The organism is Sphingobacterium sp. LZ7M1 (assembly GCF_024296865.1).
Classification (GTDB): domain Bacteria; phylum Bacteroidota; class Bacteroidia; order Sphingobacteriales; family Sphingobacteriaceae; genus Sphingobacterium.
The window spans coordinates 818793-845552 of the sequence record NZ_CP101134.1 but is presented as its reverse complement, the minus strand read 5'-3'; the positions used below and the strand labels follow the sequence as shown (position 1 = coordinate 845552).

Sequence of the window (26760 nt, the reverse complement as noted above, 5' to 3'; positions counted from 1 at the left end):
ATTTGGTTTAAATCCACCTTGGGGAAGGTGGATTTTTCATTATCGATTGGGTTAACTTCCTCCCCTTACCCGATTCTGTTCATCACTTTCCTTTTTCCTATGTCTTCCATTGAGGTCCTTTCCAAGTTTTATGGTTGCTGAAAAAATGAAAGTCCTACTATCAAGGTTAAAGTTCTGTTTCATCCTTACTCCACCGGCATAAGATTCGGTTTGATAGGTCATAGATTTGAAGATATCATTGACCGCCAGTTTTAGGGCGACCTTATCACTCCCTATATTTTTCATTATTCCTGCAGACATAAAACCAAATCCTTTTTGACGTAATACCCCATCTGTTTGTGGAGAATTGTATTGTCCATTTAACTCTAAGGACCATTTTTTTGGCAGTTTAAAGATATTATTGGATTGGATTGTATAGGACCATTCACGGTTATCAATTTTTTCTTGGTTAAACTCACCGAAATAGTGGTTTTCAAAAATATTGACGTTATTAATGGTTGTCCAAAAATTCAGGGGAACATAGGAATGGTTGACATTCACACCCTTGTTCCGGAAGCCTTCAATATTGGCAATGGACCGAATAGTCACGTTTTGAGCTGGGATTTGCGTCAATACACTTGTCATCACATCCTTCACATCGGTATAATAGAAGGATGCATGCAGGTTCTTTCCAAAGCTATAATTCAATTCAAACACATTGGCTAATTCGGGTTGCAAAAGAGGGTTTCCTTCGTAGAAAACAAATGCATCGATATAATAGCGAAAGGGATTCAGATCTCCATAGTCAGGTCTATTGACTCTTTTACTATATGAAAACTGCACATTATGTTTTTCTCCAATTTTTTTACTGATGGAGGTACTTGGAAACCAGTTGGTATAATTTCGTTCATTTTGAAGTTTACTGGTCAGTTGATTCCCTAATGAATAGGTCTTTTCAACCCTTAGGCCAGCCGTGAAATTCCAGTCGTTCGATTCTAAATTATAATTAGCATATCCAGCATGTATATGCTCCTCGTAAAGAAAATGATTGCTGGTGCTTCCATCATTCACCCAGTTACCTGCCTTTAAGGTATCATTGATCGCATTATTATCGGCATTCATAAAACTGCTTTTCCAACCTAGTTCCAATCGCTGATGCTCATTGATATGTTGTAAATAGTCAAGCTTGCCTACATATAATTTGGTAATTGAGGGGGTTTGGTTCTTTCTTTTGGAAAGAAAGGCGGGCTGATGGATGGTCTTTTGAAAATCAGAGGTCAATTTTTGATCCGCTTTATAATCGGCATTTAGGTATTCAAAGTCTGCAGACAGTAAATTCTCCTTCGAACCTATTTTCTGCTGCAAATTGGCCATTAAGGTATGGGTATTCCATTTACTGATATTGCTGTTATCGGTCAATGAATTGGAAATAAGCTCTTCATTACTGAAAAGGATATTGTTGTAACCTTGGTTAAAGTTCTTATAGGTTCCAAAGCTTCCTGACCAGCCAATACCCAAACTGAGTTTTTCAGTAGCCTGAAAATCAATACCCGCCTTTGCATTATTAGTCTGTAGGGGTTCGTTGGTATGGGAATATTGAATGGACTTTCTGCTTAGGGATTCTGTTGGATTCTTTTCAAAGAAGCGGCTAAAGGTTCGATATTCTTCTTCACCTCTAAAGCCTTTGTCAAAACCTAAGATAAAGTTCCACTTGTTCTTTTGACTATTCAGGTTAAAACCGGCGCCATATCTTTCTTTCCTTCCAGCTCCCCCATAACTATTGACCGACAGATTGAAGCCTGCCTTTTTATCATTCTTCATAACAATATTGATCATACCACCCATTCCCTGGGCATCGTATTTAGCGGAGGGATTCGTAATCAATTCGACACTTTTGATGGATGATGAGGATGTCCCTTTTAGCAAAGTTGCAAGATCCCGAGGGGATAAATAGGACAATTTACCATTGATCATTACGGCGACATCAGACTTTCCGCGCATGCTGATATTACCATCGTCATCCACTTTAACAGCCGGAGCTCGTTGAAGGATTTCTAGAGCTGTCATACCGTCGGAAAGGATACTGTTTTCAATATTGATTACCATTCGGTCAGAGAGTCTTTCAATTAACTTTCTTTCACCCTTAATTTCTATTTCTTCTAAGGATTGAGAGGAAGGAAATAGGTTTATGCTTCCCAGATCAACATGTTTGGAAGCTAAGTGAAGATCTTTTTTAATATAATTAGAATAACCAAGATATGATATTTGTAGATCATAGTTTCCATATTCCAGTTCGAGAGTAAAATAGCCTTTCTGGTCAGTTGAAATCACTTGTTTGGTGTTATTGGAAGTCGATTTAAGCAATACGGTCACTTGACCTAGAGGTTCATTATTTTCATTGTGCACCAATCCTTTAATAACGGACTGAGCTTGAACTGTAAGGGAAAACAACAATAGAATGGTGCATAGTTTGATTTGTAATAGCATAATAAATAATTAAAATTCACTGTTTTATTTGTTGTTTTCATAAGTAGTCTGCGTTTTATCGGACGGTTTCCAACATTTTATCTTTCTTTTCATCCTGACCCGGAAACAGCCTACTGAACTAGAATCCTTATTTCTTACTGCGTTGAAGACAGACAGTTCCCCAAACTGTCCAAGAAACCTATTTAGAATAATTATAAATAATGCTGCAAAAGTATTACTTTTGAATACCCCTTGATAACAAAAAAGGGATATTCAACAACAAATAATGGATAAATTACCGTCAATTACATTTAAGGAATTCTATGCTAGGGAGCAACTGAATGATCAATTGACAAATGCTGAAAACTTACAAATAGACAATGGTTTTTCGAGCAGGTTTCTGTCCAATGAATACATGGAAGGAAGGTTGTTAGAGTTTAATGATGAGTCCATATCCATCAAATATCAAGAATGGAATCTTTTTAAGCCTTTTAAATTAAGCATCCAGCATGATTCGCATCTGATAAAAGTCCAATTTGAAATTGAAGGAAATTGCCATTTCGAAAGTAAAAACCATTATTGCATCATAATTCCAAGCAACCACTATCAATTCATAAATATTCCCAATCCCCAAGGACACATTGCTTACAATAGCTCTCGAAAGGTATTGGACATCTATATGGATCAGGAATTTCTATTCCAGTTGTTAGGGACCCAAGGCTATTCAGAGCAACAGTTAAAAGCGCATTTCCTTTTAAAAAATTACACTTTCTGTAGAAAAGCGACACTGATAACTGCCCAACAACAACAGCTGATCCAGGATTTGCTTCATCACCAATACCAATCCGACTTCGCAAAACAATTCATTCGAATCAAAGCCATAGAATTAATGATAACGGTCTTTGCTGGAGCAAACAACCAGATCAACCAAGTTAAATGGAATCAATCTGATATCGATAACATGATGTCATTGAAGGAGTTTTTAGACCAAAACTATCATCAGGACCTACGTATCAAGACTTTATGTAGGCAATTTGGAATCAATGAATTTAAACTTAAAAACTGCTTTAAAGAACTCTTTGGCGACACCGTCTTTGTGTACATCCGGAGGCAAAAGATGAAAAAAGCACAGGAACTCTTAAGAAACCCAGAATTAGAGATCAAGGAAATCGCATATTTAACTGGTTTTAAATATGCACATCACTTCTCTAAAGTGTACTTTGACCATTATCAGATTCGGCCAAGCGAGTACAGAAACAAGCATATGCCCGTTGAGGTCGATTAGATTCAGTTGGTTTGCTTACCCAATAGCGTTTTTATGACAACTTACTTATAAAATAATGGCTAAATACCCCTACCTTTGCATTAATATTTAAAACAAATGAAAATTCAATTAAATACGATTGAAGAAGCAATCGAAGACATTAAAGCTGGAAAGGTTATCATTGTTGTAGACGATGAAGACCGTGAGAATGAAGGAGACTTTGTAACCGCAGCTAGAAATGCCACTCCAGAGGTCATTAATTTTATGGCCACACATGGTAGAGGCTTGGTATGTGCTCCATTGACCGAAGAACGTTGTAAGGAATTAAACTTAGGTTTAATGGTCAACAACAATACAGCTGTATATGAAACCAACTTCACTGTATCTGTAGACCTTCAAGGGTATGGCTGTACCACTGGTATTTCAGCTTCTGACCGTTCAAAAACAATCAAAGCATTAATTGATCCCAATATAAAGCCTGAGGAATTAGGTCGTCCTGGTCACATTTTCCCATTGATCGCAAAAGATGGTGGGGTATTGCGCAGGACCGGTCATACAGAAGCTTCAGTAGATTTAGCTCGTCTTGCGGGTTTTGAACCAGCAGGTGTGCTAGTCGAGATCTTGAAGGATGATGGTGAAATGGCTCGCCTTCCAGATTTAATAAAGGTTGCAGAGAAATTCGACCTTAAGATCATCTCTATTGAAGACCTTATTGAATATCGCTTGAAGCATGATACGCTGATCCAAGAGGAAGTAAGTGTTGAAATGCCAACAGAATGGGGTGATTTCAAAATGAAAGCATTTACCCAAAAGAATACAGGCGAACAGCATTTGGCCCTATACAAAGGTGAATGGAAAGAAGATGAACCTATCTTGGTACGTGTGCACAGCTCATGCGTCACCGGCGATATCTTCGGCTCATGCCGTTGCGATTGTGGTCCTCAGCTCCATAAAGCTATGGAGATGATCCAGAAAGAAGGAAAAGGTATTATCGTTTATATGAACCAAGAAGGTAGAGGAATCGGCCTTGTCAATAAATTACATGCCTATAAACTTCAAGAAACTGGCGTTGACACCGTTGATGCAAACCTAGAATTAGGTTTCAAACCAGATTTACGTGATTATGGTGTTGGAGCTCAGATCTTGAGATACATGGGTGTCACCAAAATGCGCCTAATGTCCAACAATCCAACTAAACGTGCAGGATTGATCGGTTATGGTCTTGAAGTGGTCGATAATGTACCAATCGAAATCATTCCCAACAAATACAACGAAGCATATTTGAAAACAAAAAGAGACAAAATGGGTCACACCCTAAGTAATCTTTAAAAAATAACAATGGAGGCCTAAAAACCTCCATTTTGTTTTTATCTAAGGTCTTTATTCTTGGCTTAAACATTTACCATTCCCATTTGTTCGAATAAAAAATTGACTATGAAGAATTCGCTATTAATAGAAAAAGCATATTTGAATGGATCTTTTATCAGTTCCAAAGACACATTTGAAGTCATCAATCCCTCTACTTTAAAACCTGTAGGATCTTTACCAAACTTAACGGTAAAAGACTGTCAGAAATTTATTGACACCGCCTACAAAGCTTGGGACCCTTGGAAGCATACACCTGTAGGCGAAAGATCTAAAATCTTAAGGAATCTTTACAACCTGATCAATGAGCATAAACAGGAACTCGCAGAGATCATGACCCTAGAGAGTGGCAAACCTATTAAGGAATCCTTAACCGAGGTCGATTATGCCAATTCATTTATTGACTGGTTTGCGGAAGAAGGAAAACGTGCTTATGGGGAAACCATCCCCTCACTTGCTGGAAACGCTAGGATGCAAACCATCAAACAAGGTGTTGGTGTCGTTGCGGCGATTACCCCTTGGAACTTCCCTTTGGCGATGATCACACGTAAAGTTGGCCCTGCCTTGGCAGCCGGTTGTACCGTCGTACTGAAACCCGCCTCCCAAACACCCTTCTCCGCTATTGCATTGGCAAAATTAGCCGATGAAGCCGGAGTTCCGAAGGGAGTATTGAATGTCATTACCTCCAAAGACAGCAAAGGAATAGGAAAAGAATTAGCCACTAATGAGAAAATCAGGAAGATTTCCTTTACAGGATCTACCTCGGTTGGTCGGACCCTTATGGAACAGGCAGCTTCAACGATCAAAAGGATCTCCCTTGAACTTGGTGGAAATGCCCCATTCCTGGTATTCAACAATGCAGATATTGACAAAGCTGTTGAAGGTGCAGTGGCAGGTAAGTTTAGGAATACAGGACAAACCTGTGTTTCCATCAATAGATTCTATGTTCAGGAGGATATTTACGATGAATTCACCAAAAAACTAAGCAAAGCAGTAAAAGCATTGGAAGTTGGGGATGGCTTAAAGAAAACATCTCAGGTCGGTCCATTAATCAATAAAGAAGGACTTAAAAAAGTTGAAGAACATGTGCAAGATGCTATTGACAAAGGAGCAAAAATTGAGACCGGTGGAAAAGCAATGAAAGGTTTATTCTATGAACCAACGGTCCTTTCCAATATGCCTGCCCATAGTATCATTGCAACGGAAGAGACCTTCGGCCCTATATGTGCTTTATTCAAATTCAAGACTGAAGAAGAGGCAATCAAATTGGCCAACGACACTCCATTTGGCCTAGCATCCTATTTCTTTAGCCAAGATGTACATCAATGTTTCCGCGTTGCGGAGCAATTGGAAGCCGGCATGGTAGGAGTAAATACAGGATTGATTTCGAATGCTTCAGCACCTTTTGGAGGCGTTAAACAATCCGGTTTAGGTAGAGAAGGGTCAAAATATGGTCTCGATGAGTATATCGAGGTAAAATATATCTGTTTTGGAGGCAATTAACCTCCAAAACAATTACCAAATATGATATCTCAGTCCCAACATCACATAATTGGGCTCAGTAACTTCATCTTTAAATTGATATTTCACTTTATATCCTGTATAAAGAGATAAATCTACACTTGGGAAATAATAACTGATCCCTACTTGCCCATTAGCTTTGGTAAAGTTTTCCTTTCTAGGCATGGGCTCATCCCCTTCAGCGCCAACTGCATTTTCATAGGTAAAGAACTCTTGTCCCAAACCTGCACCCAAGAAGATATTGAAATTGGATTTCTCCTTATTAAAAATACTCACAAGATAGTCGGCACCAACAGCCAGTAGATCTCCTCTTCCATGAATCTGGGCTTGGACCGCAGATCGATTCGTAAAATCATACTTACCCTGAACCCCGAAACTGGCATTATAAGCTGCATCGTCTAATTTTAGATCACTGTAAATCCCAAAGGCCCAATCATGCTCCTGCGCATGTAGGGAAATAGGAAAAATAAAAGCACATAATATCCAAAGTAATTTCTTCATAGCATATAAATTAGTCAACCTGCTCCCCTTTACTCTTTCGGTATTTCTTATAAAGCTTAACAAGTATCATCAGTAAAATTCCCAACCCAAAGATTCCCAGAACACCAAATACCCATCCTATTGCAGATTTAAGGATCACCAGGAAGACAATAGCAAACAAGATAATCGTAGAAACCTCATTCCACATCCGTAGATGCGTTGAGGTCCAATTGGACTTTTCATCCCTTAACCTGTACATGATCTTTTGGGAGATAAAGTGATAGGCTATCAAGGCCGCAACAAAACCCAACTTGATCTGCATCCATCCTGTAGACAACAGCACTGGATTGATATAGAGCATGACCAAGGCAGAAATAATGACTAAATACATTGAAGGCGTTGTGATCACCCACCACAGCCTATTCTCCATAATAACAAATTGCTTATGCAGAACTTGATATTCGATTTCAGATTTCTGTTTGGCTTCCGTATGATAGACAAACAACCTCGGCATATAAAAAAGCCCAGCCATCCAGCAGATAACAAAAATAATATGGATTGCTTTCGCGTATAGATAGACCATAATTTGTATTAATCCTCAAAAATATAAATTAAATCAGCAAATATTGACATGATAGGGTAATGAATTAATAGCTAAAAAGAAAGGAGCTGCCACATCGTGACAGCTCCCATATCTAAATTTGATATTTTCTTAGTATCTGAATTCCTTAATGGTTTCTACAGCGTATTTCACGTTGTCAAAAGGAATATCAGGCATGATACCGTGTCCAAGGTTAAAGATGAATCCATCCTCTCCACGCATACGTTCAAATAGATCTAAGATCTTTTTCTTGATCACTGGCTTATCTGCATAAAGCACAAATGGATCCAGGTTACCCTGAACAGCCATATTGTTAGGCAATGATTTTTTGATGTTCAATAAATCAGCATTCCAATCTACAGAAACCACATCTGGTTGTGCTTCTGCCATAATCGGTGCAAATACAGAACTTCCCTTACAGAAAGAAATAACCGGTACGTCTTTTCTGTTCAATTTAGAAATAATGTATTTATTGTATTTATGCGAAAACTCATGGTAATCATTCCATGATAATGCCAATGCCCAGCTATCGAATAACTGCAACGCATTAACACCTGCATCGATTTGCATATTCATGTAATTGATCGTTACATCGGCAATCTTCTGCAAAATGGAATGTGCCAATTCAGGTTGATTGTTCAACAAGGTTTTAGTCAATTTGAAATCCTTGGAAGAACCACCTTCAACCAAATAGCTCAAAATGGTAAATGGCGCTCCTGCAAAACCGATCAAAGGCACTTTACCGTCTAATCGGCCTTGGATTACTTTGATGGCATCAGCAACATACTGTAGTTTATCCAAACAATCTACCGATAGATTCTCGGTATCTTGCACTGTCCTAATCGGATTGGAGAATCTCGGGCCTACACCTTGTTCAAAGGATAGGTCTCCCCCCATTGCCTCGGCCGTAACCAAGATATCCGAAAATAAAATAGCTGCATCAACACCTAATAGGTCTATTGGCAGCATGGTAACATCTGCGGCAATCTCAGGGGTTTTGCACATTTCCAAGAAAGAATACTTGTTCTTGATTTCCCAATATTCTTTCATAAACCTTCCTGCTTGACGCATCATCCATACTGGAGGTCGTTCCGTAGGCTGCGACAACGCAGCGCGAATCAATAGATCGTTTTTCAAATTTTTGTCCACTACTTATTCTTATTTACTTCGTTTTGTATTTTCTCAATAATTGACTGTTGTCTGGCCGTCAGCCTCAATTTACTCGCCACATCCAAATAGGCCTGCACTCTTTCATAATCATGCTTCCTCAAGTTGATGTTCGCTAGATTGATCAGGACCATTCCCTTTTCATTGTCCTTACGCCAAGGCAACCTTGAGGCTAGCTGAAAATGATATTCGGCCTCCTCGATCCTATCCTCCTTCAAGGCTATATTGCCCATCATAAACTCATAAAAGTTTCTCCTTCCTTTACGTAGTTTATCCGGATTCTTGATCTCAGCCAGCAATCTCTTTGTTTTCTCGTAATCTTGCTTATGAAAAGCTTGGGTCGCCAAGTAAACGGTGCCCTCTTTCAGGTAGCTCCATACCAAATAGGTAATACCTCCAAAGATATAGACCGCAATATTATAATGCTTGGCATAAATGGCATACAATAGAAAAGCAATCGCAATTGCGATTACTATTTTTCGAGCTTGATTAGTCATCTATTCGTTTAGTTCGAGTTGTCTGTAAACTTATAACCGACTCCACGGATGGAATGGAAATAAATCGGATGCTTTTGATCAGGTTCAAAATACTTCCTAAAGGTCAAGATAAAATTATCGATCGTACGTGTTGATGGGTACACATCATAATTCCAAACTGTCTCCAAGATCTGCTCACGGGAAACTGCCTCATTTCTGCGCTCTATCAATAATTTAAGCAACATCGTTTCTTTCTTTGTCAAAGAAGTAATGCTACCATCAGCATGATGTAGCTCAAAGGAATTGAAATAGATGGTCTTGTCACCAATACTGTATGAATTCAACTCTTTTAGGTCATCTCCTTTCATACCACGGCGGATCAGGTTGCTCACGCGCAAAATCAGCTCTTCCAAGTTAAATGGTTTCACTAAATAATCGTCAGCTCCCTTTTTAAGGCCTGTAATACGGTCTTCTGAACTGTTTTTGGCCGTCAAGAACATAATAGGAACTTCCGAATTCTGAAGCCTTATGGTTTCTGCAACTTGGAAGCCATCGATTTCCGGAATCATTACATCCAGGATAATCAGGTTAAAACGTTCTTCCTTAAATATTTTTAATGCTTTTTTACCATCTGTTGCCGTCGTCACACGGTAGCCTTCAAGCTCTAGATTCAACTTGATCGCTTCTAACAGATGTTCCTCATCTTCAACTAATAGTATACGTTGTTTAGTTTGCATAATTTTCAAAAATTACTTCAAAGATACTCCCAGTAGGGGTATTATCCTTTACCCTAATGGTTGCATTGTGTTTTTGTAATACTGTCTTAACAATATATAACCCTAAACCAGTGCCTTTGGTTTTTCGGGTCGCTTCACTACCTACTCTATAAAACTTATTAAATATAAGTTTTTTTTCATCATCAGGTATTCCTTCGCCATGATCTGTAACCGAAAATAACAGGTTATTGCCCTGTTTCTTCAACTTGACATAAACAGTTGCACAAGGAGGTGAATATTTTACAGCGTTTTCAATCAAGTTTGTAATCACATTGCTAATCGCAAATTTATCTGCCTTCAACTCAATATCTCCGTCCAAATCAGGCTTGATGACTTGGGATTTACAGGCATTCTTCTGCAATCTATCCACGATCTGCTCCACCAATTCAGTGACATTAAAAGCCTCTTTCGGCAGTTGATAGGCTCTATTCTCTAATTTAGTCGTCAACAGGATGTTTTCAACCAGATCATCCAAGCGTTCGATATCCTTTAGGGAATTCCCTAAAAAGACCTTCTGCTGCTCTCTATCCAGATCACGTTTCAATATCGTTTGAATATAGAGTTTTACAGATGCTAAGGGGGATTTAAGCTCATGAGTGATGGCCAATAGGAAGTTCTGCTGTTGCTGGCTGATCTCATGTTCTCTTTTTACATGTTTCTTCAGCTTCAAAGCTCCCCATATAAAGATCAACAAGAAAATCAGACCTTCTCCTATGATCATTCCCTTGCGGTCGGGTTCAAACTTTACTAAGATAAATCCCCACCACAATAATTGGGTAATCGCATAAAAGACAAGAAAATAAAATAGAAATAAAGCTTTTCTCATACTTGATGTTTCCTGCGCAAATGTACTCAAATACGGCTTCATTAGGAAGCAAGCCATACTTTATGACAGTAAACTTAGATTCCTGGTTGATTCAGCCAGCTATTGACCTTATATTTGCACATGTTCAACGATAAAAAACACTTATTTTTCGATTTAGACCATACCATTTGGGATTTTGATAGAAATGCCGAAGAAACCCTGCATGAACTTTATTTCAGATATTCCTTCAACGATATCTTCAATTTACCCACTTCGGAAAGGTTCATTGCCACCTATACTGAAAACAATCATCGTCTATGGAACCTGTATCACCATGGTAAGATAGATAAACCAACCTTGAGAAAATTGAGGTTTGCCGATACTTTCACCCAATTAGGGGTCAATCCAGAATTGTTCCCATTGGCTTTTGAAGAAGAATACCTAGAAATCTGTCCCACCAAGACCAATCTGTTTCCTAATGCACATGAGACCTTGGCTTACTTAAAGGACAGATATACCCTGCACTTGATTTCAAATGGCTTTAAAGAGGCCTGTGAGAAAAAATTACAGTATAGCAATCTTGCTCCCTACTTCGAAACCATTGTCATTTCAGAGATCATCGGTATCAATAAACCCGATATCCGAATCTTTGAACATGCCTTAAATAATGGTGGCGCGAATAAAACCGAAGCGGTCATGATTGGGGATAACTTAGATGCTGATGTTCGTGGAGCACAGAATGCAGGCTTGGAAGCCATTTTCTTCAATCCACTCGAGGTTGAGAAACCTGAAGATGTCAATCACATGATCAAGGATTTAAAAGAGTTACAACAGCTATTTTAATCCTGATAGCTGTTGTAACCCATATTTTATTTCAAGATACTCTTCAATAATTTGGTATAGGCGGCAGCGATTTTCTCCATTCCATAGTCATTTGGATGGGCATAGTCCACCGTTGAATTCCTATCCAATCCGATTTCCTTTTCTGATAGCCAATAAAGATTTTTATCTCCCTGTCCTTGCAAAGCTTTCACGGCCTTTTCAGCAACTCTTGAACGACTTTGGTAGTCTGCATTGGTCTTCATGTTGAAAACCCCTGGAACCTCACTAGAACTGTGTGCAGCAATGACGATTGGCGTCTTAGGATGCTTTTCCCTGATGGTCTTGACAGCATTGTTGATCAAGCCAGTCAATTTATCTTTCCCATCCTCTCCCGCTACCGATAGGTTGGGGATACAATCCAGAATAAATACAGCAGCATCTTCCTGCTTGATCAAGTCTAAAATAGGTTGCTCCAACCTGCCATTTCCAATGAATGCCAAATTAACAACATCGTGGTCAAAGTTCCTACCCATCCAATTGGTCCAGCCTAAACCTGGCCTAGATGCACAGGCACCTTGAGCAATGGAAGTTCCATATACAATGATAGGCTTGCTCTTCTGATGGATAAAGTTCAGATCACCAGCTACCCCAATTTCCATCCATTTTACGGAATTATATAGCGGGAGGTATAACCTAATATATTTCCCGAAAGGGATCCAAAATCTTCATAGGTATAGCCAATGGTATCTTTGAAACTATATTTCCCATGTATCCAATTCCATTCTTTCTCGTTAGGTGCTTTGGTATAAAGGTCCAAACCACTTACCCCCGTAGTTGGCATATGCGGCATATTCAGCCCTCCCGCAACTTGATAGCGAATGGAAAAGGAAGCTGCTGAAGTCTTGAACTCAACATAAACACCTGCTGCATCCTGACCCAAATTCCAGACTGCATCCCGAACCTCCCCTTTCAATGCCAATGGTAATCTGGCGTAGCCGTCATGAGCTCCTATAGCCTTAACCCTGCCCTTCAACGCACTTTCTTTCAGCACATCATGCCATTTGATCTCTTGTGCGGAAGCTATCAATAGCAGCATACAAAAAAGAGAGCTCAAAAAGCTCTCTTTCCAATGTCTTAATAATTTAAACATTATAATTCTTTTACAGTGATATTTCTCAACCATACATCATCACCGTGATCTTGGAATCCGATCACACCTGATTTCGATTTACCACCTACGTTATTCAATAACTCAAATGCCAAAGGCCATTTTTCCTTGCTGAATTTACTAGCTTCCAATAATTGAGTCCACTCAGGAGTCCACAATTCATATTCAACAACTTTCTCGTCGTTCTGGTAATGCGTTACTTTTCCTTTGCTAACAACAATCTTAGCTCTGTTCCACTCGCCTGCAGGGAATGCATTTTGAGGTTTCGCAGGGATCATATCATACAATGAAGATGATTTACGGTTTCCATCAACACCTTGTTTTGCATCAGGGTGGTTTTCATTATCCAATAACTGGAACTCAGGACTTGAAATGTAAATTGGCTGTCCTTTGATTTCTTTAGCCAAGAAGAAGGTTCCAGAGTTTCCTCCTTTTGAAATCTTCCACTCAAATTCCAGTTCAAAGTTTTTGAAATCATGAGCGAAGATCAAATCTCCACCTTCAGGATTTTGTACACCAGCAGGTGCTTTTGAAAACTTCAAGGTTCCGTTATCAATGCCCCATTTACTTGGCACATGGTCTTTGCCGTAGCCTCTCCATCCATTCAATGATGTTCCATCAAATAGAACGTATGCTCCAGCGGAGTTCTTTTTAAAATCTTTAAGGGATACTTTAGGCAGGTCCAGTACTTCATAGGCAGGAACATCTGCTCCTTTTTGCGTGGAAGCGTTCTTGGTTGCACATGAGGCAACTGTCAATCCGATTGCGCCTACTAATACATACATAAAGTTTCTTTTCATAGTATAAAGTTGATTAAGTGAAAATCTAATTTAAATAATCTTATCGTAAAATCAAGTATTAAAATTGTTGACCGCCCATATCGTCCATGTCAGGACCTTGTTGCTCACGGTCTTTTCTTCCAAAATTTTGAAGACCAAATCGGTAGGTAAATGACAAAGTAATCATCCTCTTCATCCATCTATGCGAAAACTGCATTTCACGGTTCGGCAAGTAATTGTGCATTTGGAATTTGCGCGTATTGAATGCATCTCGTACATTCAGCATTAAACTACCCTTGTTCTTCAACACATCCTTTTTCAAGGCCACATCAACTCCACGCATAGGCTTCATTTCACCTTGCATGGTCTTCATTCCACTTCTATAATCTCCTCTGACCTGAGCAGAAAAAGTAGGTGTGATTTTTAGGTTTGTCGTCAGGTTTCCGTTCCAGTTGAACGACTCTCTGCCTTCAAGTCCCAGACCGGCTTTTGGATGGAAAGTAATTTGTGAAAGATTGGCATTTGCTGTAACATCCCACCACTTGGTTAAATTAACCTTGGATATCAACTCAAATCCAAAAGCATCCAGATCCGATGCATTTTCCCATTTCATATAGGTTACATTCGTCCTATCTCCTACAATATCAGCAATCAAGCTTTCATCATAGATCACCGGCTGGGTTTGATCGTTCACACGACGATAAAACACCGATGAAATAAAGTTCCATTTCTCATAAAACTTTGAAAAGCTCAATTCAGTGGAATGAATATCTTCTGGTAGCAAGTTAGGATTACCCTGACGGTAATTCTGAACATCTGAAACATCGATAAATGGGTTCACTTGCCATCCCCTTGGGCGCTGCACACGGCGTGAATAACTTAACTGCACTTTGTCTCCCTGTCCTTTTCCTACAGCATAACTTAAGAAAACACTTGGATATAGGCGGAAATAATCCAATTTACCTTGGTCACTCTTAATAATGCTTGGGTTATCTAAATCATGCGAATAGATATTGGTATTCAGGTTTGCTTGCTCAGCCCTTAAGCCAACTTGTGCTCCTAATTTCTCTGTAATCTGTTTTTGGTAATTGGCATATAGCGCATGAACGGTGCTCGTCATGTCAAAATCGTTCGTAATCCGATAATCAGGAAGAAATTGCTGGGTTAATGAATCAAGCTCTTCTGAATATTGACTTTCATCGGAATACCTTAAGATACTGCGATATCCAGCCTCGAATTTATGGTTCTCACCTAATGGCAGAACATAATCCAATTGCATGTTCCAGTTCTTACCGGACTCTGAGGTATTGTTCACACGCTTCAGATCCGCATTCCCGTTTGCAAATGTTTGATGGAAATCATTTACACCATCCTCTGTATCATAACCAAAGGAAACATTGGCCGTCAACTCTTCCCCTTCACGCTTTAATGTACGCTTAAAATCTACTTGGGCATCAATTCCCAAATCATCTTCATTCTGCAAGGAATTACGGAAACTGGTCGTCCCCAATCCTGGAACATTCCAATAATTATAGTTGATATCATTCCCACGTTCATTATCCCTTAAGCTCAAGTTGGTGGTCAAGCTCAAGGTTGTCTTATCGTTCATATAATAATCTGTACCGAATCGGATCGTATGGTTGTACCCTAGTCGATTGCTTTCTTCGATACTTTGGGTCCTAGGGCTTTCATTGGTTATTCCCCCATTGATATAATCGATGTTATCTGAAAAGCCACTCCCTAAATTATTACGGCGACTGAAATTATAGTTTCCAAAATAATTCACCTTGCCATCTCTATAATTAAGGGTCACTCCAGCATTTGCATTTTCATAGGAACCACCCGAAGCTGTTACCGATCCATTCAGGCCTAAGCGGGCATTTTTCTTAAGGATAATATTGATGATACCTGATTGTCCTTCTGCATCATATTTTGCAGAGGGGTTGGTAATGATTTCAACCTTGGCAATAGCATCTGCTGGCAAGGATTGTAGAAAAGCATTGATATCCGATCCTGCCATAGCCGATTCTTTTCCATCGACCAAGAATCGTACACTACTCGATCCACGAAGACTGATGCTCCCATCAGACTCTACCTGCAGCGTAGGGACATTGCCCAACAGGTCCTGCGCAGATCCGCCAACACTGACCATACTTTGGGAAACATCAAAAACCTTCTTGTCAATGCCAATCTGAAGGTCAGGAACCCTACCTTGAACAACCACTTCAGAGATCTTCTCCCCTTCTTCAGCCAATACAATAGCACCCAAGTCTATATCTTTACCCGCTGTAACAACAAAATTATTACGAGTATAGGTAGCAAAACCAATATAGGTCACTTGAAGGTTATAGGTTCCAGGGTCAACATCTGGGATAGAAAAAGAACCATTGGCGCTAGTTTGTTGGCCACGGATATATGCATTGTTCACATTCGACAGCAAGCTTACACTGGCTCCGATTGCCGGCCTGATACTATCTTGTTCTAAAATTCGACCTTGAATATCGACTTTCTGGGCAAATAAAATAATAGGGAATAATAAAAATAAACTGCTTAGGCATCTTTTCAATAGCATTTTGGATCTTTCTTAGTGTTTTCAGCCACAAAGTTGCGCAATAATTAAGAAAGTTAAATGCTCGTAACTGTATTATTACGAGGGTATTTATTCCACCGAAACGGTTAATCCTTCAGTTTTTAGGATCTTTCGGTAGACCTCGACTTCGGTATAGGTACCTTCCAGGATAGTACACTTACCTTTGGTATGTACGGTCCAGGCGATACGTGATGCTTCAGCTTCGGAATATTGGAGGTAATGCATGAGACAGTGAATGACATGGTCAAAGGTATTGAAATCATCATTCCACAAAATCAACTTGTTGGAATCTTTGGTAACTGCAAGGATTTCTTCAAGGGTAAATGTTTCTTGTTCAACTTCAGTGCTCATACTGCAAAAATAGCTTATTTTTCAAATAAATCAGTAATTTAGCTGAATTGTTTATTAAAGTTAGACCTATGTTTCAATCAAGAATAGCCGGCTTGGGATACTATGTCCCAAAGAACGTATATACCAATAATGACCTGACCCGTTTTATGGACACAAGTGATGAATGGATTCAAGAGCGTACGGGGATTAAAGAACGTCGTTTCGCCGATAGAGTGGGTGAAACAACAACCAGTATGGCCGTAGAAGCTTCCAAAATTGCTATTGAAAGAGCAAATACCACTGCAGAAGAAATCGACTTTGTTATTTTTGCTACCCTTTCCCCTGATTACTATTTCCCGGGCTGTGGCGTTTTATTACAGCGCGAAATGGGCATGAAAGAAGTGGGTGCATTAGATGTTAGAAACCAATGTTCGGGGTTTATCTACGCCTTGTCCATTGCCGACCAGTTCATCAAAACAGGTATGTACAAAAATATCCTGGTAGTCGGTTCTGAAAAACACTCCTTCGCATTGGATTTCTCAACCCGTGGTCGCGCAGTTTCCGTAATTTTTGGCGATGGTGCAGGTGCTGTGGTATTGCAACCAACCAAAGAAGAAGGGAAAGGCATTTTGAGCACACACCTTCATTCTGATGGTGCCGAAGCAGAGAAACTGGCGATGTACTACCCTGGTGCTTCTGCTGGTTATTATTTGGGCGAACAGATGCCACAATGGCCAGACGTAGAATTGGGCGGTATGTTAATGACCAAAGAAATGCTGGAAGACGGTTCAGCATTCCCATATATGGATGGCCAAGCCGTATTCAAAAAAGCTGTCGTAAAATTCCCTGAAGTAATTGGGGAAGCTTTAGCAAAAAACAACCTGAAAACTGCAGATATTGACATGTTGATTCCTCATCAGGCAAACCTTCGTATTTCTCAGTTCGTCCAAAAGACTTTGGGCTTGTCAGACGACCAGGTTTTCAATAACATCCAGAAATATGGCAATACCACTGCTGCTTCGGTGCCCATTGCACTTTGCGAAGCTTGGGAGGAAGGTAAAATAAAAGATGGTGATTTGGTATGTCTGGCTGCTTTTGGCGCCGGATTCACCTGGGGATCAGCTTTGATTCGCTGGTAATACAAAATCAGCCATAATACAGAAGGGGGGCAGAAAATCTGAACCCCTTCTGTATATATTTAATTTAATTGTTGTTGCTGGACTTCCTTGAGTTCATTTGCTTTTTTCTTATCTGTTTGGGCAGCTTTCTTTTTGCTAAATCCAGAACCGAAGATTACATCCCAGATCGCTGAACTAACCCCAAAACCTTTTTCAGGTTCCGAGTAATGGTGCAACATGTGGTGATCCTTAATCCTTTTAAACAAGCCTGATTTAAAATTAGCATGATGCATCGCATAATGGCATTCATCATAGATCAGGTAACCCAATAAGAACCCCGAGAAGAATGCCGCTAAGGTATAGGGCGAAAAGAAAAAGCTAAAGATAAAATAGATGATTGCTGCCATTGGGATACTTGCAGAAAGTGGCATAACCAATCGCAAGCGATCCTTAGGATAGTCATGGTGTACCCCATGGAAAATAAAATGCACTCTTTTACCGAATTTTGAACTCGGTTCATAATGGAAAACCCATCTATGCAACACATATTCCGCCAAAGTCCAAAACAACAGACCAAAGATATAGTACATCACAACAGTACCAACTGACAATCCCCCAGGGACCAATGCCCTCCAAATAAAAAAGATCTTAACAGGAATCCAAAATATCAATGGAACAGAATAATGTACCTTGGTCAACGATTCAAGAAAATCATTCTTGAACATTCTCGAAGACTCTGTCGAATTGGAAACATATAATTTCTTTGCCATACCCTAAATAATTTCATTTACACCCAAGGTTAATCGAATTAACCCTATCAAAGCTCACTGAGTTATAAAAACCCAACACAAATTTATAAAATTGCTCTTCAGAGCAAATTGAAAACTAAAATTTTGACAAAATTACGATAATAGTCAGAAATACAGAAGTCAAATGCGTAATATTAAGGTAATGTTGTCATAATATTAATCTTTCTGCTGTTAATAAATAGAACATCGTGGAAATGGAATGGTTTGCTTGGGATCGATATGAGATGGGAGATAGGAGATTTGAGTGGGTTTTGAACCAGGATTAAGGATTCGAAGATGGACCAAGATCTGTGCATGAACCAGGATTAAGGGATTAAAGGATAGACCAAGATAATATGCTAATTGATAAATATTCCACCCCTGCTGGATGTTTGGAAAATTAACAAACATTTATCCTTCCTCAGGAAGTCCTTTAGCCTCTGGCTCATTTCCAGTGGCGGAGAGATGGAAAGAATGCCGTTGACCTGTGCGATGGGATTGGCCTTGGAATGCTTTCAGAAGATCATCCCCTTAAAAGGGATGATCTATTGAAAGATATTCCCGACAACAAGGCATTCTATCCATGTGCGGGAGCCCGTGCGAAAAGCCACCTTAAATGGGCCGAAGCGTTTACGGATTCGAGTTGATTTTGGTATCCGTGAGCTCCTTCGTCGGTTTGGTTACTTTTGCGCTTCAAAAGTAACGAAGAATCTAAATTTTGTTTTTCCATAACTTAATGACATTACCCAGCAGGACTGAAATATTTTTCCAACAATCCAACCATAGCCAACAAAAAAGCCGTTATCAAATGATAACGGCTTTCCTTATACAAATTAATATTTTTATTTATTAGCCATTTGAAAGGGCTGCAGCACCAGAAACGATCTCTGTCAACTCTGTTGTAATTGCTGCTTGACGCGCTTGGTTGTACGACAGTTTCAATTGGCGTAACAAGTCTCCTGCGTTTTCTGTTGCTTTATCCATCGCAGTCATACGGGCACCATGCTCAGACGCATGTGAATCCAGTACTGCTTTGTATAACTGAATCTTGATTGCTTTAGGAATAAGCTCTTCAATGATTTTTTCTTTTGAAGGCTCGATGATATAATCCAATTCAGCAACATTGTCCTCTTCTTTATTCTCAGGCAAAAGAGGTAAAATCTGCTCTGATGTCAAGATTTGAACGGCTGCATTACGGAACTGGTTATATACCACCTCTACGCGGTCGATGTTTCCTTCTTTAAACTGTTCCATCACGTACTCCGTAATTTTCGAAACATTTTCGAAATCCAAATTGTTGAACAATTCGTTGTTATTACCGATTACCTTGAAATCACGTTTGCTGAAGAAATCCTGACCTCTTTTTCCGATTGCGATAATACTGACATCTCCTCTTGCGAATTGATCTGCATATTTCGTTGCAATCAAATTATTGGCAGTTTTAATGGCATTAGCATTGAAAGCTCCCGCTAAACCTCTGTTTGAGGTCACCACGATGATCAATACCTTCGTAGGGATACGATCTTGCGTGAATGGCGAATTATTACCTTCTACGGAGGCTGAAACCTGAGCCAAGATCTCCCTCAATTTTGTCGCATACGGACGCAATTGGATGATAGCATTGGTTGCACGTTTCAACTTCGCTGCAGATACCATTTTCATCGCTTTGGTAATCTGTTGCGTAGAAGATACGGAGGTAATACGATTTCTAACTTCTTTTAAGTTTGCCATAATTTCATTATAGATAAGAGACATTAGACACAAGACATAAGATCTTTCATGCGTTTTGAGGCGCCATCAAGGTCTATTGTCTAATGTCTAACATCTAATGTCTAATTAATATTTTGAAGCTAATTCCTTAGCTACTTTTTCTAATACATCAGTTAATTCATCAGAGAACTTACCAGCTTTAAGTGCTGACAATACTTCTGGATGACGTTGCTCTAGTTGAGTCAAGAATTCTTCTTCGAATTCTCTCACTTTGTTTACAGGAACGTTACGTAGTAAACCTTTTGTACCTGCGTAGATAATAGCAACTTGTTTCTCTACTGAAACTGGTGAATACTGACCTTGTTTCAAGATTTCCACGTTACGGATACCTTTGTCCAATACCGCTTTTGTAGCCGCATCTAAGTCAGAACCGAATTTCGCGAAAGCTTCCAATTCACGGTACTGCGCTTGATCTAATTTCAAGGTACCAGCAACTTTCTTCATTGATTTGATCTGCGCATTACCACCTACACGTGATACCGAGATACCTACGTTGATCGCTGGGCGGATACCTGCGTTGAACAAGTTCGACTCCAAGAAGATCTGACCATCTGTGATGGAAATTACGTTGGTAGGGATATATGCAGATACGTCACCCGCTTGAGTTTCAATGATCGGAAGTGCTGTTAATGAACCACCACCTTTCACTTTGTCTTTCAATGATGCAGGAAGGTCGTTCATGTTACGAGCGATCTCATCAGAACTATTGATCTTCGCAGCACGCTCTAATAGACGAGAGTGAAGGTAGAATACGTCTCCTGGATATGCCTCACGGCCTGGAGGACGTTTCAATAATAATGACACTTCACGGTAAGCAACCGCTTGTTTAGACAAGTCATCATAAACGATCAATGCCGGACGACCTGTATCACGGAAGTATTCACCGATAGCAGCACCCGCCATTGGCGCGTAGAACTGCATTGGAGCAGGATCCGCAGCTGATGCAGATACGATCACTGTGTATGGCATAGCACCTTTTTCCTCTAATGTACGAACGATGTTCGCTACTGTAGAGTTCTTTTGTCCTACCGCAACATATATACAGAATACTGGTTGACCAGCTTCGTAAAATTCTTTTTGATTCAAAATGGTGTCGATACAAACGGCAGTCTTACCAGTTTGACGGTCACCAATCACAAGCTCACGCTGTCCACGTCCGATTGGGATCATGGCATCGATCGCTTTAAGACCAGTCTGTAATGGTTCAGTTACTGGTTGACGGTAGATAACCCCAGGAGCTTTACGCTCGATTGGCATTTCGAAAGTCTCTCCAGTAATTGGGCCTTTACCATCGATAGGCTGACCTAATGTATTTACCACACGGCCTAACATACCTTCACCTACTTTAATAGATGCGATACGGTTAGTACGTTTGATAGTATCACCTTCTTTAATTTCATCCGATGGACCTAAAAGTACAACACCTACGTTGTCTTCTTCTAAGTTCATCACAATACCTTGTAGTCCATTCGCAAACTCAACCAACTCTCCTGATTGAACTTTTGTTAAGCCGTAAATACGCGCAATACCGTCACCTACTTGCAATACGGTACCCACTTCTTCTAAATCGGCTGCTGACTTAAAGCCTGACAATTGCTCTCTTAGAATTGCCGAAACTTCATCTGGTCTTACCTCTATCATTGTTGTAATTCGTATAAGGGGTTTTTGATTCTATTATATCTTGTTCTCGAACGCCGGATTAAACTCCTTGGTTCTCGAAATGTCTCTCTAATTTATTAAGCTTGCCTTGAATACTTGCATCAATCTGCTTGTCTCCAACCTTCACCACAAAGCCACCGATCAATGATTTGTCTACTTTGTTAGCTAAGATGACCTCGGCGTTGATCTGAGCAGCAATCTGCTCTTTTAATGCCTGTAGGTTGGCCTCCGATAAAGGACTGGCCGAAACAACTTCTGCATGAACGATACCTTTAACCTCGTTGTATTCACGAACAAACTCTAAGGCTGTCGCATAAACTAATTCTGCACGGCCTTTTCTAACCATGATATTGAAGAACTCCAATATCTCCGGTCTGATTTTACCTTGAAATAAAGCCTTCAAGATCGCAAGTTTCTTGTCCGTCTTAATGATCGGATTGTTTAAAACTGCTTGCAATTCCGTGTTAGATTTGATTATGGCAATAACTCCTTCGATATCCGCCTTAACCCCATCCAGACTCTCCTGCTCTACCGACAAGTCGATTAATGACTTGGCATATCTTGAAGCTACTTTGAAAACTGACATACGCTAATTTTTAAATTCGTTAACCAATTAGTTTAATTTAACATCTTTCATCAAGTCAGCTACTAAAGCTTCTTGCTTTCCTTGGTCCTCGAATTCTTTCGTTAATACTTTGCGCGCAATCTCTAAAGATAAGGTAGAAACTTGGTTCTTAACCTCAGCTAAAGCTTTTAATTTTTGGTCTTCAATCTCGCGTTTAGCTTGCTCGATCAATTTACCACCTTCTACTTGAGCTGCATCTTTTGCCTCTGCCACGATCTTATCCTTCAATACTTTTGCTTCTTTCAAGATAACATCACGCTCTTCACGAGCCTTTTTTAACAAATTCTCGTTCTCATTGGTCAAACGTGCCATTTCCAATTTCGCCTTTTCTGCAGAAGCTAAAGCATCGGTAATGCCTTTTTCGCGTTCCTCTAAAGCATTTACAATCGGTTTCCAAGCATATTTCCCTAACAAAAAGATGACGATCAAAAGGATGATCAATTGCCAGAAAAATAACCCGAATGAAAAATCATGAATTAAAGCGTCCATTTATTTACGTTATTATATTTTTGAATTTAAATTTTTTGTCTTTTTGATAAACACAACTTGCAACCAACCGTTGCAAGATGTGTCCATTGTCTTTTGTAATAAGCTTAGCTTATTTACCTAATAGAAGAGCACCGAATGCTAAACCTTCCAATAAGGCACCGATGATGATCATCGCTGTTTGAATTTTAGATGCTGCTTCTGGTTGACGAGCGATAGCTTCCATTGCTGAACCACCGATTTTACCTAAACCTAAACCAGCTCCGATAACGATCAAACCTGCTCCTACTAAATTTGGAATCATAACAATTTTATATTTAAAAATTTAACAAAAAATTCGAATTAATGATGCGAATGCTCTTCCACTGCCATACCGATAAATAAGGATGACAACATCGTAAAGATAAACGCTTGTAAGAATGCTACCAATAATTCCAAGAAGAATAATAACAACGTTAGAATTAAGGATACACTCACTGAACCTACAACAGTCAACTGATGTTGCAACAAATACACAACAGCAATCAGACCCATTACAACGGTGTGACCAGCTGTAATGTTTGCAAACAAACGAACCATCAAGGAGAAAGGCTTAGTAAACAAACCTAATACTTCGATTGGCGCTAAAACAAATTTGAAAGGAACCGGTACTCCTGGCATCCAGAAAATATGTTTCCAGTAATCTTTGTTTGCTTTAAAATTCGTAATGAAAAATGTAAACAGGGCTAAACACAATGTAACAGAGATATTTCCAGTTACGTTTACCCCTAGTGGAGTTAGCCCTAATAAGTTCAATAAAAAGATCAAGAAGAATACAGACAACAAATATGGCATGAATTCTTTGTAACGATGCCCGATGTTAGGGATCGCCATCTCATCTCTCACGTATAGAACCAATGGCTCCAATGCACGTCCAATTCCTTTAGGGACCACGTTTGAACCGTTTTTATATGTTTTAGCTAAACTTGTAAATCCAATGAACAACAACAAAGCAGCCAACATCAAACCTAAAACATTCTTGGTAATCGAGAAGTCCCAAGGTTTTGCATTTGTTGGGTGATGTTTGTCATCGTATGTAATCGTACCTGCAGCATCTGTCTTGTAGATTTTGCCATGGTACAATTTGTAAAATTGACCGTCTTTTTCTACTACTTTATCGCCATGCTCGAACTCACCGGAAGAAAAAACCTTCAGACCACCATCAATCAAGATAACTGGTAAAGGGAAGCCATAATTCTTTCCTGTTTTAGAATCAGTAAAGAAATTGAAATAGTAATCATCCTTTAAGTGGTGTTGAATATGAGCGTTAATTTCCTCAGAACTAGAAGTTTCACCATGTGTATGCCCTTCTTCAGCAACTGAGCGGAATGGATTAACAGTAAACAAAATTACTGCAAATAATAAAAGTACTTTCTTAAGACTCACCATTTTAAAATAATGTTGAATTATGACAAATTTTGCGCAAAATTACAATTTTATTTGGCATAAATTCAGAATTGTTTAAACTTTTTAAAAAATTAGTTTTTATTAACCGTTTCTTGTTGATTTACAATATAATAGGCCGCAAAGGCATCATACATCAAATAAACAAAAAACACGACTAGAAAATTAAGCTCAATAAAATCATTCTCGAGTAGATTGATACCCTCATGAATGAACACATAACTGCCCACCGCTTTCAGGGTCATGCCGACCAAAAACGCAAAGCCGACCTGCACCGGCATCGTATAATCGATGAGCAACAAAATAATGACCATGACAACGGAAGCAATCGCCCCGAAGGTATACATCCCCTCTAAACTATAGCCCGATCCTATCCACCAATGATCATGATGGTTCATCTTCAAAACGGCATAATGTATCCCAAAACATACACCTGTGACGCCAAGCAGAACTAATAATAAGAGCAGGTATCTATTCATTTCTATTGATATAATTTACTTGTTTAATAAATTGATATAGGGAAAGTCCGACGCCAAACATCGTCAATCCCTTCATCCACCACTCCCCTTCTACCGCATATTTTTCGTCCAGCCAAGTCCCTAACCAGTAGAACACATAGATGGTCACCCCCATTTGAAAGGGCATGGAGGTAAATACCAACCATTTGTTGACCTTCTTATTTGACTTGCTTTCCTTCAAACTCTAGTAGATGGGTTAGCTAACAAAGATAATTAAATCTCATTAGGCTAAACCTTTTGTGTCGATTTTTTGTAAAAAAGCTGTTATTTGACTTCAAAATGATCGATTAACGGGCATTTCAGGTTATTTGTGGGTGGTTGCCAAGGATGTTATGGTTTGAACCAGGGTTAATGGGATGGGAGGATGGACCAAGATCGAGGGAAAGAACCAGGATTAAAGGGATGGGAGGATGGACCAAGATTATGATCAAATGTCGCAGGAAATTCCCCTATACTGTAGGGGCATATCGAATACGCCCGCCCCATGTAAACCCAAATTATTATCACCTTCTGATTTAAGAAACTCCATGATTTTCATGTTCTCGTCCGTACAATTTCCAGAACCCAAACCCCTTGAGGGGTGAAATATTTGTAGAATCTGGATGTTTGAAATGGCGAACCCACAGCGTGGGTGAAATATCTTTCAATAATTCCTCTTTATGGGTTAAAAAAGATAAAAAACAGTTTGTTCATCTTACGATTCACAACGACAACCAGATCGAAAAATAAAATAAAATAGATTCTTCGCTTCGCTTCTGAATCCCTCTTTAGTGCATTTTGATTCTGAACGATAAGTGAGGAATCTGTACGGTTCTTCTACTGAAGATATTGTCATCCTTAACCTTCGGTTAAGGAACTGTACAGCCCTGCAAAAAATGATTTTTTAATTTAGGATGTTTGCATTTCTCCGAGATTCTTCCTCCGTCAGAATGACACAAAAACTATTAACAAAATGATATGGTCAACATCCTGTTATCAGTTTCCGAAAAATTTTATCCAATTTTTTAACCCTCTGCGTGACACCGGATTTCAAATCATAAACACTAGTTCTGGGAAATAAAAAACTGGTCGGTATTCAGATAAATTATAGGAGGAAATTCTCCCTTATTATGGGCCAAAAGGTTTTCAATGACTACTTCATTAAGATCGGTTACTCGCTTATCCAACATCCTGGACCATAAAACTACAATAATCTCTGGTTCATTAACCAACTTTTCATCAAGGTTGAAATTCTTCAATAAAGCGGCTAAGGAAATATGCTCGCTTGATATATCAACAGCCGTCTTCGGGATATATTTATCAAACCGACCATCATAACGCCAATTCAGCGTCCTTATATTTTTACCAGGAGCATAACAATTGGCATGAAATGAAACTAGTTTTTGATCCTTAAAATAGAGTAATTGAATCGGCTGGGCAGCATTGTTCTTAAAAGTATCCGTGTACAGTAGCACATAGTTCTGCATACCGGAATCAGGCACTGCAAAGGAATATTTCGTTCCTTGGTATGGTCCTGTCAATTCAGCAGCAAACTTTTCATATTCCTGTTGATCAAACTCCTTTATATCCTTTATTCCAGCCGCTTTGTAAACCATGGCTCTACAGGAAGTCAGGAATAGCAATAGGAAAAACAAACCCGTAAAAACTCTCATATTCATTTCATTTAGATTAACAATCGTTTCTAGTAAAGCTAATTATTATTGAATTTAATCAATTAGCAATAAACAAAACGAAATCAGCTTAAACTTTAAGAATTCTTAACAA

Annotated in this window: 27 protein-coding genes; 5 read left to right on the top strand and 22 right to left on the bottom strand. The window is 39.3% G+C overall.

The window, feature by feature from the left end:
• Positions 1-51: 51 nt before the first annotated feature.
• Positions 52-2466 carry an outer membrane beta-barrel protein gene (locus NMK93_RS03605; RefSeq protein ID WP_254526323.1) on the bottom strand — a complete coding sequence of 805 codons (2415 nt, stop codon included), beginning with the start codon at positions 2464-2466 and terminating at the stop codon, positions 52-54.
• Between the two features lie 265 nt (positions 2467-2731).
• Here NMK93_RS03605 and NMK93_RS03600 point away from each other — a divergent pair, with 265 nt between their 5' ends.
• The 3 genes from NMK93_RS03600 to NMK93_RS03590 all read left to right on the top strand — a co-directional run bounded on the left by NMK93_RS03600 (position 2732) and on the right by NMK93_RS03590 (position 6577).
• Complete coding sequence (locus tag NMK93_RS03600) at positions 2732-3730, top strand: helix-turn-helix domain-containing protein (protein ID WP_254526324.1); 999 nt, start codon at positions 2732-2734, stop codon at positions 3728-3730.
• Between the two features lie 96 nt (positions 3731-3826).
• Positions 3827-5038: a bifunctional 3,4-dihydroxy-2-butanone-4-phosphate synthase/GTP cyclohydrolase II gene (locus NMK93_RS03595; RefSeq protein WP_185210858.1), complete on the top strand. Its 1212-nt coding sequence runs from the start codon at positions 3827-3829 to the stop codon at positions 5036-5038.
• A gap of 105 nt (positions 5039-5143) precedes the next feature.
• Positions 5144-6577 (top strand): NAD-dependent succinate-semialdehyde dehydrogenase, encoded by a 1434-nt coding sequence (locus tag NMK93_RS03590; RefSeq protein ID WP_254526325.1) that lies wholly within the window; start codon positions 5144-5146, stop codon positions 6575-6577.
• Positions 6578-6589: 12 nt separating this feature from the next.
• Here NMK93_RS03590 and NMK93_RS03585 read toward each other — a convergent pair whose 3' ends face one another.
• The 6 genes from NMK93_RS03585 to NMK93_RS03560 all read right to left on the bottom strand — a co-directional run bounded on the left by NMK93_RS03585 (position 6590) and on the right by NMK93_RS03560 (position 10921).
• Positions 6590-7096 carry a hypothetical protein gene (locus tag NMK93_RS03585; RefSeq protein ID WP_254526326.1) on the bottom strand — a complete coding sequence of 169 codons (507 nt, stop codon included), beginning with the start codon at positions 7094-7096 and terminating at the stop codon, positions 6590-6592.
• 10 nt (positions 7097-7106) lie between these two features.
• Positions 7107-7658, bottom strand: coding sequence for a protoporphyrinogen oxidase HemJ (gene hemJ / locus NMK93_RS03580; RefSeq protein ID WP_254526327.1), 552 nt, complete (start codon positions 7656-7658; stop codon positions 7107-7109).
• A gap of 129 nt (positions 7659-7787) precedes the next feature.
• Positions 7788-8813 (bottom strand): uroporphyrinogen decarboxylase, encoded by a 1026-nt coding sequence (gene hemE, locus NMK93_RS03575; protein WP_254526927.1) that lies wholly within the window; start codon positions 8811-8813, stop codon positions 7788-7790.
• An 11-nt stretch (positions 8814-8824) separates the two neighbouring features.
• Positions 8825-9340: a hypothetical protein gene (locus tag NMK93_RS03570; protein ID WP_185210867.1), complete on the bottom strand. Its 516-nt coding sequence runs from the start codon at positions 9338-9340 to the stop codon at positions 8825-8827.
• An 8-nt stretch (positions 9341-9348) separates the two neighbouring features.
• Positions 9349-10056 carry a response regulator transcription factor gene (locus NMK93_RS03565; protein WP_185210868.1) on the bottom strand — a complete coding sequence of 236 codons (708 nt, stop codon included), beginning with the start codon at positions 10054-10056 and terminating at the stop codon, positions 9349-9351.
• A complete protein-coding gene (locus NMK93_RS03560; protein ID WP_185210870.1) occupies positions 10046-10921 on the bottom strand; it encodes a sensor histidine kinase KdpD in 876 nt (291 codons plus the stop codon). Before NMK93_RS03560 ends, NMK93_RS03565 begins: the two co-directional genes overlap by 11 nt.
• Positions 10922-11041: 120 nt before the next feature.
• On the opposite strand from NMK93_RS03560, the gene NMK93_RS03555 reads away from it, so the two are divergent.
• Positions 11042-11743 carry a YjjG family noncanonical pyrimidine nucleotidase gene (locus NMK93_RS03555; protein ID WP_254526328.1) on the top strand — a complete coding sequence of 234 codons (702 nt, stop codon included), beginning with the start codon at positions 11042-11044 and terminating at the stop codon, positions 11741-11743.
• A gap of 26 nt (positions 11744-11769) precedes the next feature.
• Here the strand turns inward: NMK93_RS03555 and NMK93_RS03550 are convergent, their stop codons facing one another.
• From NMK93_RS03550 to NMK93_RS03530, 5 genes are all read right to left on the bottom strand, one after another.
• Complete coding sequence (locus NMK93_RS03550) at positions 11770-12381, bottom strand: SGNH/GDSL hydrolase family protein (protein WP_254526329.1); 612 nt, start codon at positions 12379-12381, stop codon at positions 11770-11772.
• Between the two features lie 5 nt (positions 12382-12386).
• Positions 12387-12872, bottom strand: a complete 486-nt coding sequence (locus NMK93_RS03545) for an SGNH/GDSL hydrolase N-terminal domain-containing protein (protein WP_254526330.1) — start codon at positions 12870-12872, stop codon at positions 12387-12389.
• Positions 12872-13690: a DUF1080 domain-containing protein gene (locus NMK93_RS03540; RefSeq protein WP_185210874.1), complete on the bottom strand. Its 819-nt coding sequence runs from the start codon at positions 13688-13690 to the stop codon at positions 12872-12874. Before NMK93_RS03540 ends, NMK93_RS03545 begins: the two co-directional genes overlap by 1 nt.
• A gap of 58 nt (positions 13691-13748) precedes the next feature.
• Positions 13749-16241 carry a TonB-dependent receptor gene (locus NMK93_RS03535; RefSeq protein WP_254526331.1) on the bottom strand — a complete coding sequence of 831 codons (2493 nt, stop codon included), beginning with the start codon at positions 16239-16241 and terminating at the stop codon, positions 13749-13751.
• A gap of 87 nt (positions 16242-16328) precedes the next feature.
• Complete coding sequence (locus NMK93_RS03530; RefSeq protein WP_093098694.1) at positions 16329-16610, bottom strand: ATP-dependent Clp protease adaptor ClpS; 282 nt, start codon at positions 16608-16610, stop codon at positions 16329-16331.
• 68 nt (positions 16611-16678) lie between these two features.
• Between NMK93_RS03530 and NMK93_RS03525 the strand changes: the two genes are divergently transcribed.
• Positions 16679-17728: a 3-oxoacyl-ACP synthase III family protein gene (locus NMK93_RS03525; RefSeq protein ID WP_254526332.1), complete on the top strand. Its 1050-nt coding sequence runs from the start codon at positions 16679-16681 to the stop codon at positions 17726-17728.
• A 59-nt stretch (positions 17729-17787) separates the two neighbouring features.
• Here the strand turns inward: NMK93_RS03525 and NMK93_RS03520 are convergent, their stop codons facing one another.
• The 10 genes from NMK93_RS03520 to NMK93_RS03475 all read right to left on the bottom strand — a co-directional run bounded on the left by NMK93_RS03520 (position 17788) and on the right by NMK93_RS03475 (position 26654).
• The gene (locus tag NMK93_RS03520) at positions 17788-18477 is read right to left on the bottom strand and encodes a sterol desaturase family protein (protein ID WP_237219437.1); all 690 of its coding nucleotides are present in this window, start codon (positions 18475-18477) and stop codon (positions 17788-17790) included.
• Between the two features lie 867 nt (positions 18478-19344).
• Positions 19345-20226: an ATP synthase F1 subunit gamma gene (gene atpG / locus NMK93_RS03515; RefSeq protein WP_185210879.1), complete on the bottom strand. Its 882-nt coding sequence runs from the start codon at positions 20224-20226 to the stop codon at positions 19345-19347.
• Positions 20227-20331: 105 nt separating this feature from the next.
• Positions 20332-21906 (bottom strand): F0F1 ATP synthase subunit alpha, encoded by a 1575-nt coding sequence (atpA, locus tag NMK93_RS03510; RefSeq protein ID WP_254526333.1) that lies wholly within the window; start codon positions 21904-21906, stop codon positions 20332-20334.
• Positions 21907-21964: 58 nt separating this feature from the next.
• Positions 21965-22510 (bottom strand): ATP synthase F1 subunit delta, encoded by a 546-nt coding sequence (atpH, locus tag NMK93_RS03505; RefSeq protein WP_254526334.1) that lies wholly within the window; start codon positions 22508-22510, stop codon positions 21965-21967.
• 27 nt (positions 22511-22537) lie between these two features.
• Positions 22538-23038, bottom strand: a complete 501-nt coding sequence (locus NMK93_RS03500; RefSeq protein WP_185210885.1) for a F0F1 ATP synthase subunit B — start codon at positions 23036-23038, stop codon at positions 22538-22540.
• Between the two features lie 109 nt (positions 23039-23147).
• The gene (gene atpE, locus NMK93_RS03495) at positions 23148-23339 is read right to left on the bottom strand and encodes an ATP synthase F0 subunit C (RefSeq protein ID WP_093098685.1); all 192 of its coding nucleotides are present in this window, start codon (positions 23337-23339) and stop codon (positions 23148-23150) included.
• A 38-nt stretch (positions 23340-23377) separates the two neighbouring features.
• The gene (gene atpB, locus NMK93_RS03490; protein WP_185210887.1) at positions 23378-24463 is read right to left on the bottom strand and encodes a F0F1 ATP synthase subunit A; all 1086 of its coding nucleotides are present in this window, start codon (positions 24461-24463) and stop codon (positions 23378-23380) included.
• 89 nt (positions 24464-24552) lie between these two features.
• Positions 24553-24957, bottom strand: a complete 405-nt coding sequence (locus NMK93_RS03485; protein ID WP_185210889.1) for a hypothetical protein — start codon at positions 24955-24957, stop codon at positions 24553-24555.
• Positions 24950-25177 (bottom strand): AtpZ/AtpI family protein, encoded by a 228-nt coding sequence (locus NMK93_RS03480; protein ID WP_237219428.1) that lies wholly within the window; start codon positions 25175-25177, stop codon positions 24950-24952. Before NMK93_RS03480 ends, NMK93_RS03485 begins: the two co-directional genes overlap by 8 nt.
• A gap of 862 nt (positions 25178-26039) precedes the next feature.
• Positions 26040-26654: a hypothetical protein gene (locus tag NMK93_RS03475; RefSeq protein ID WP_185210890.1), complete on the bottom strand. Its 615-nt coding sequence runs from the start codon at positions 26652-26654 to the stop codon at positions 26040-26042.
• Positions 26655-26760: the final 106 nt, after the last annotated feature.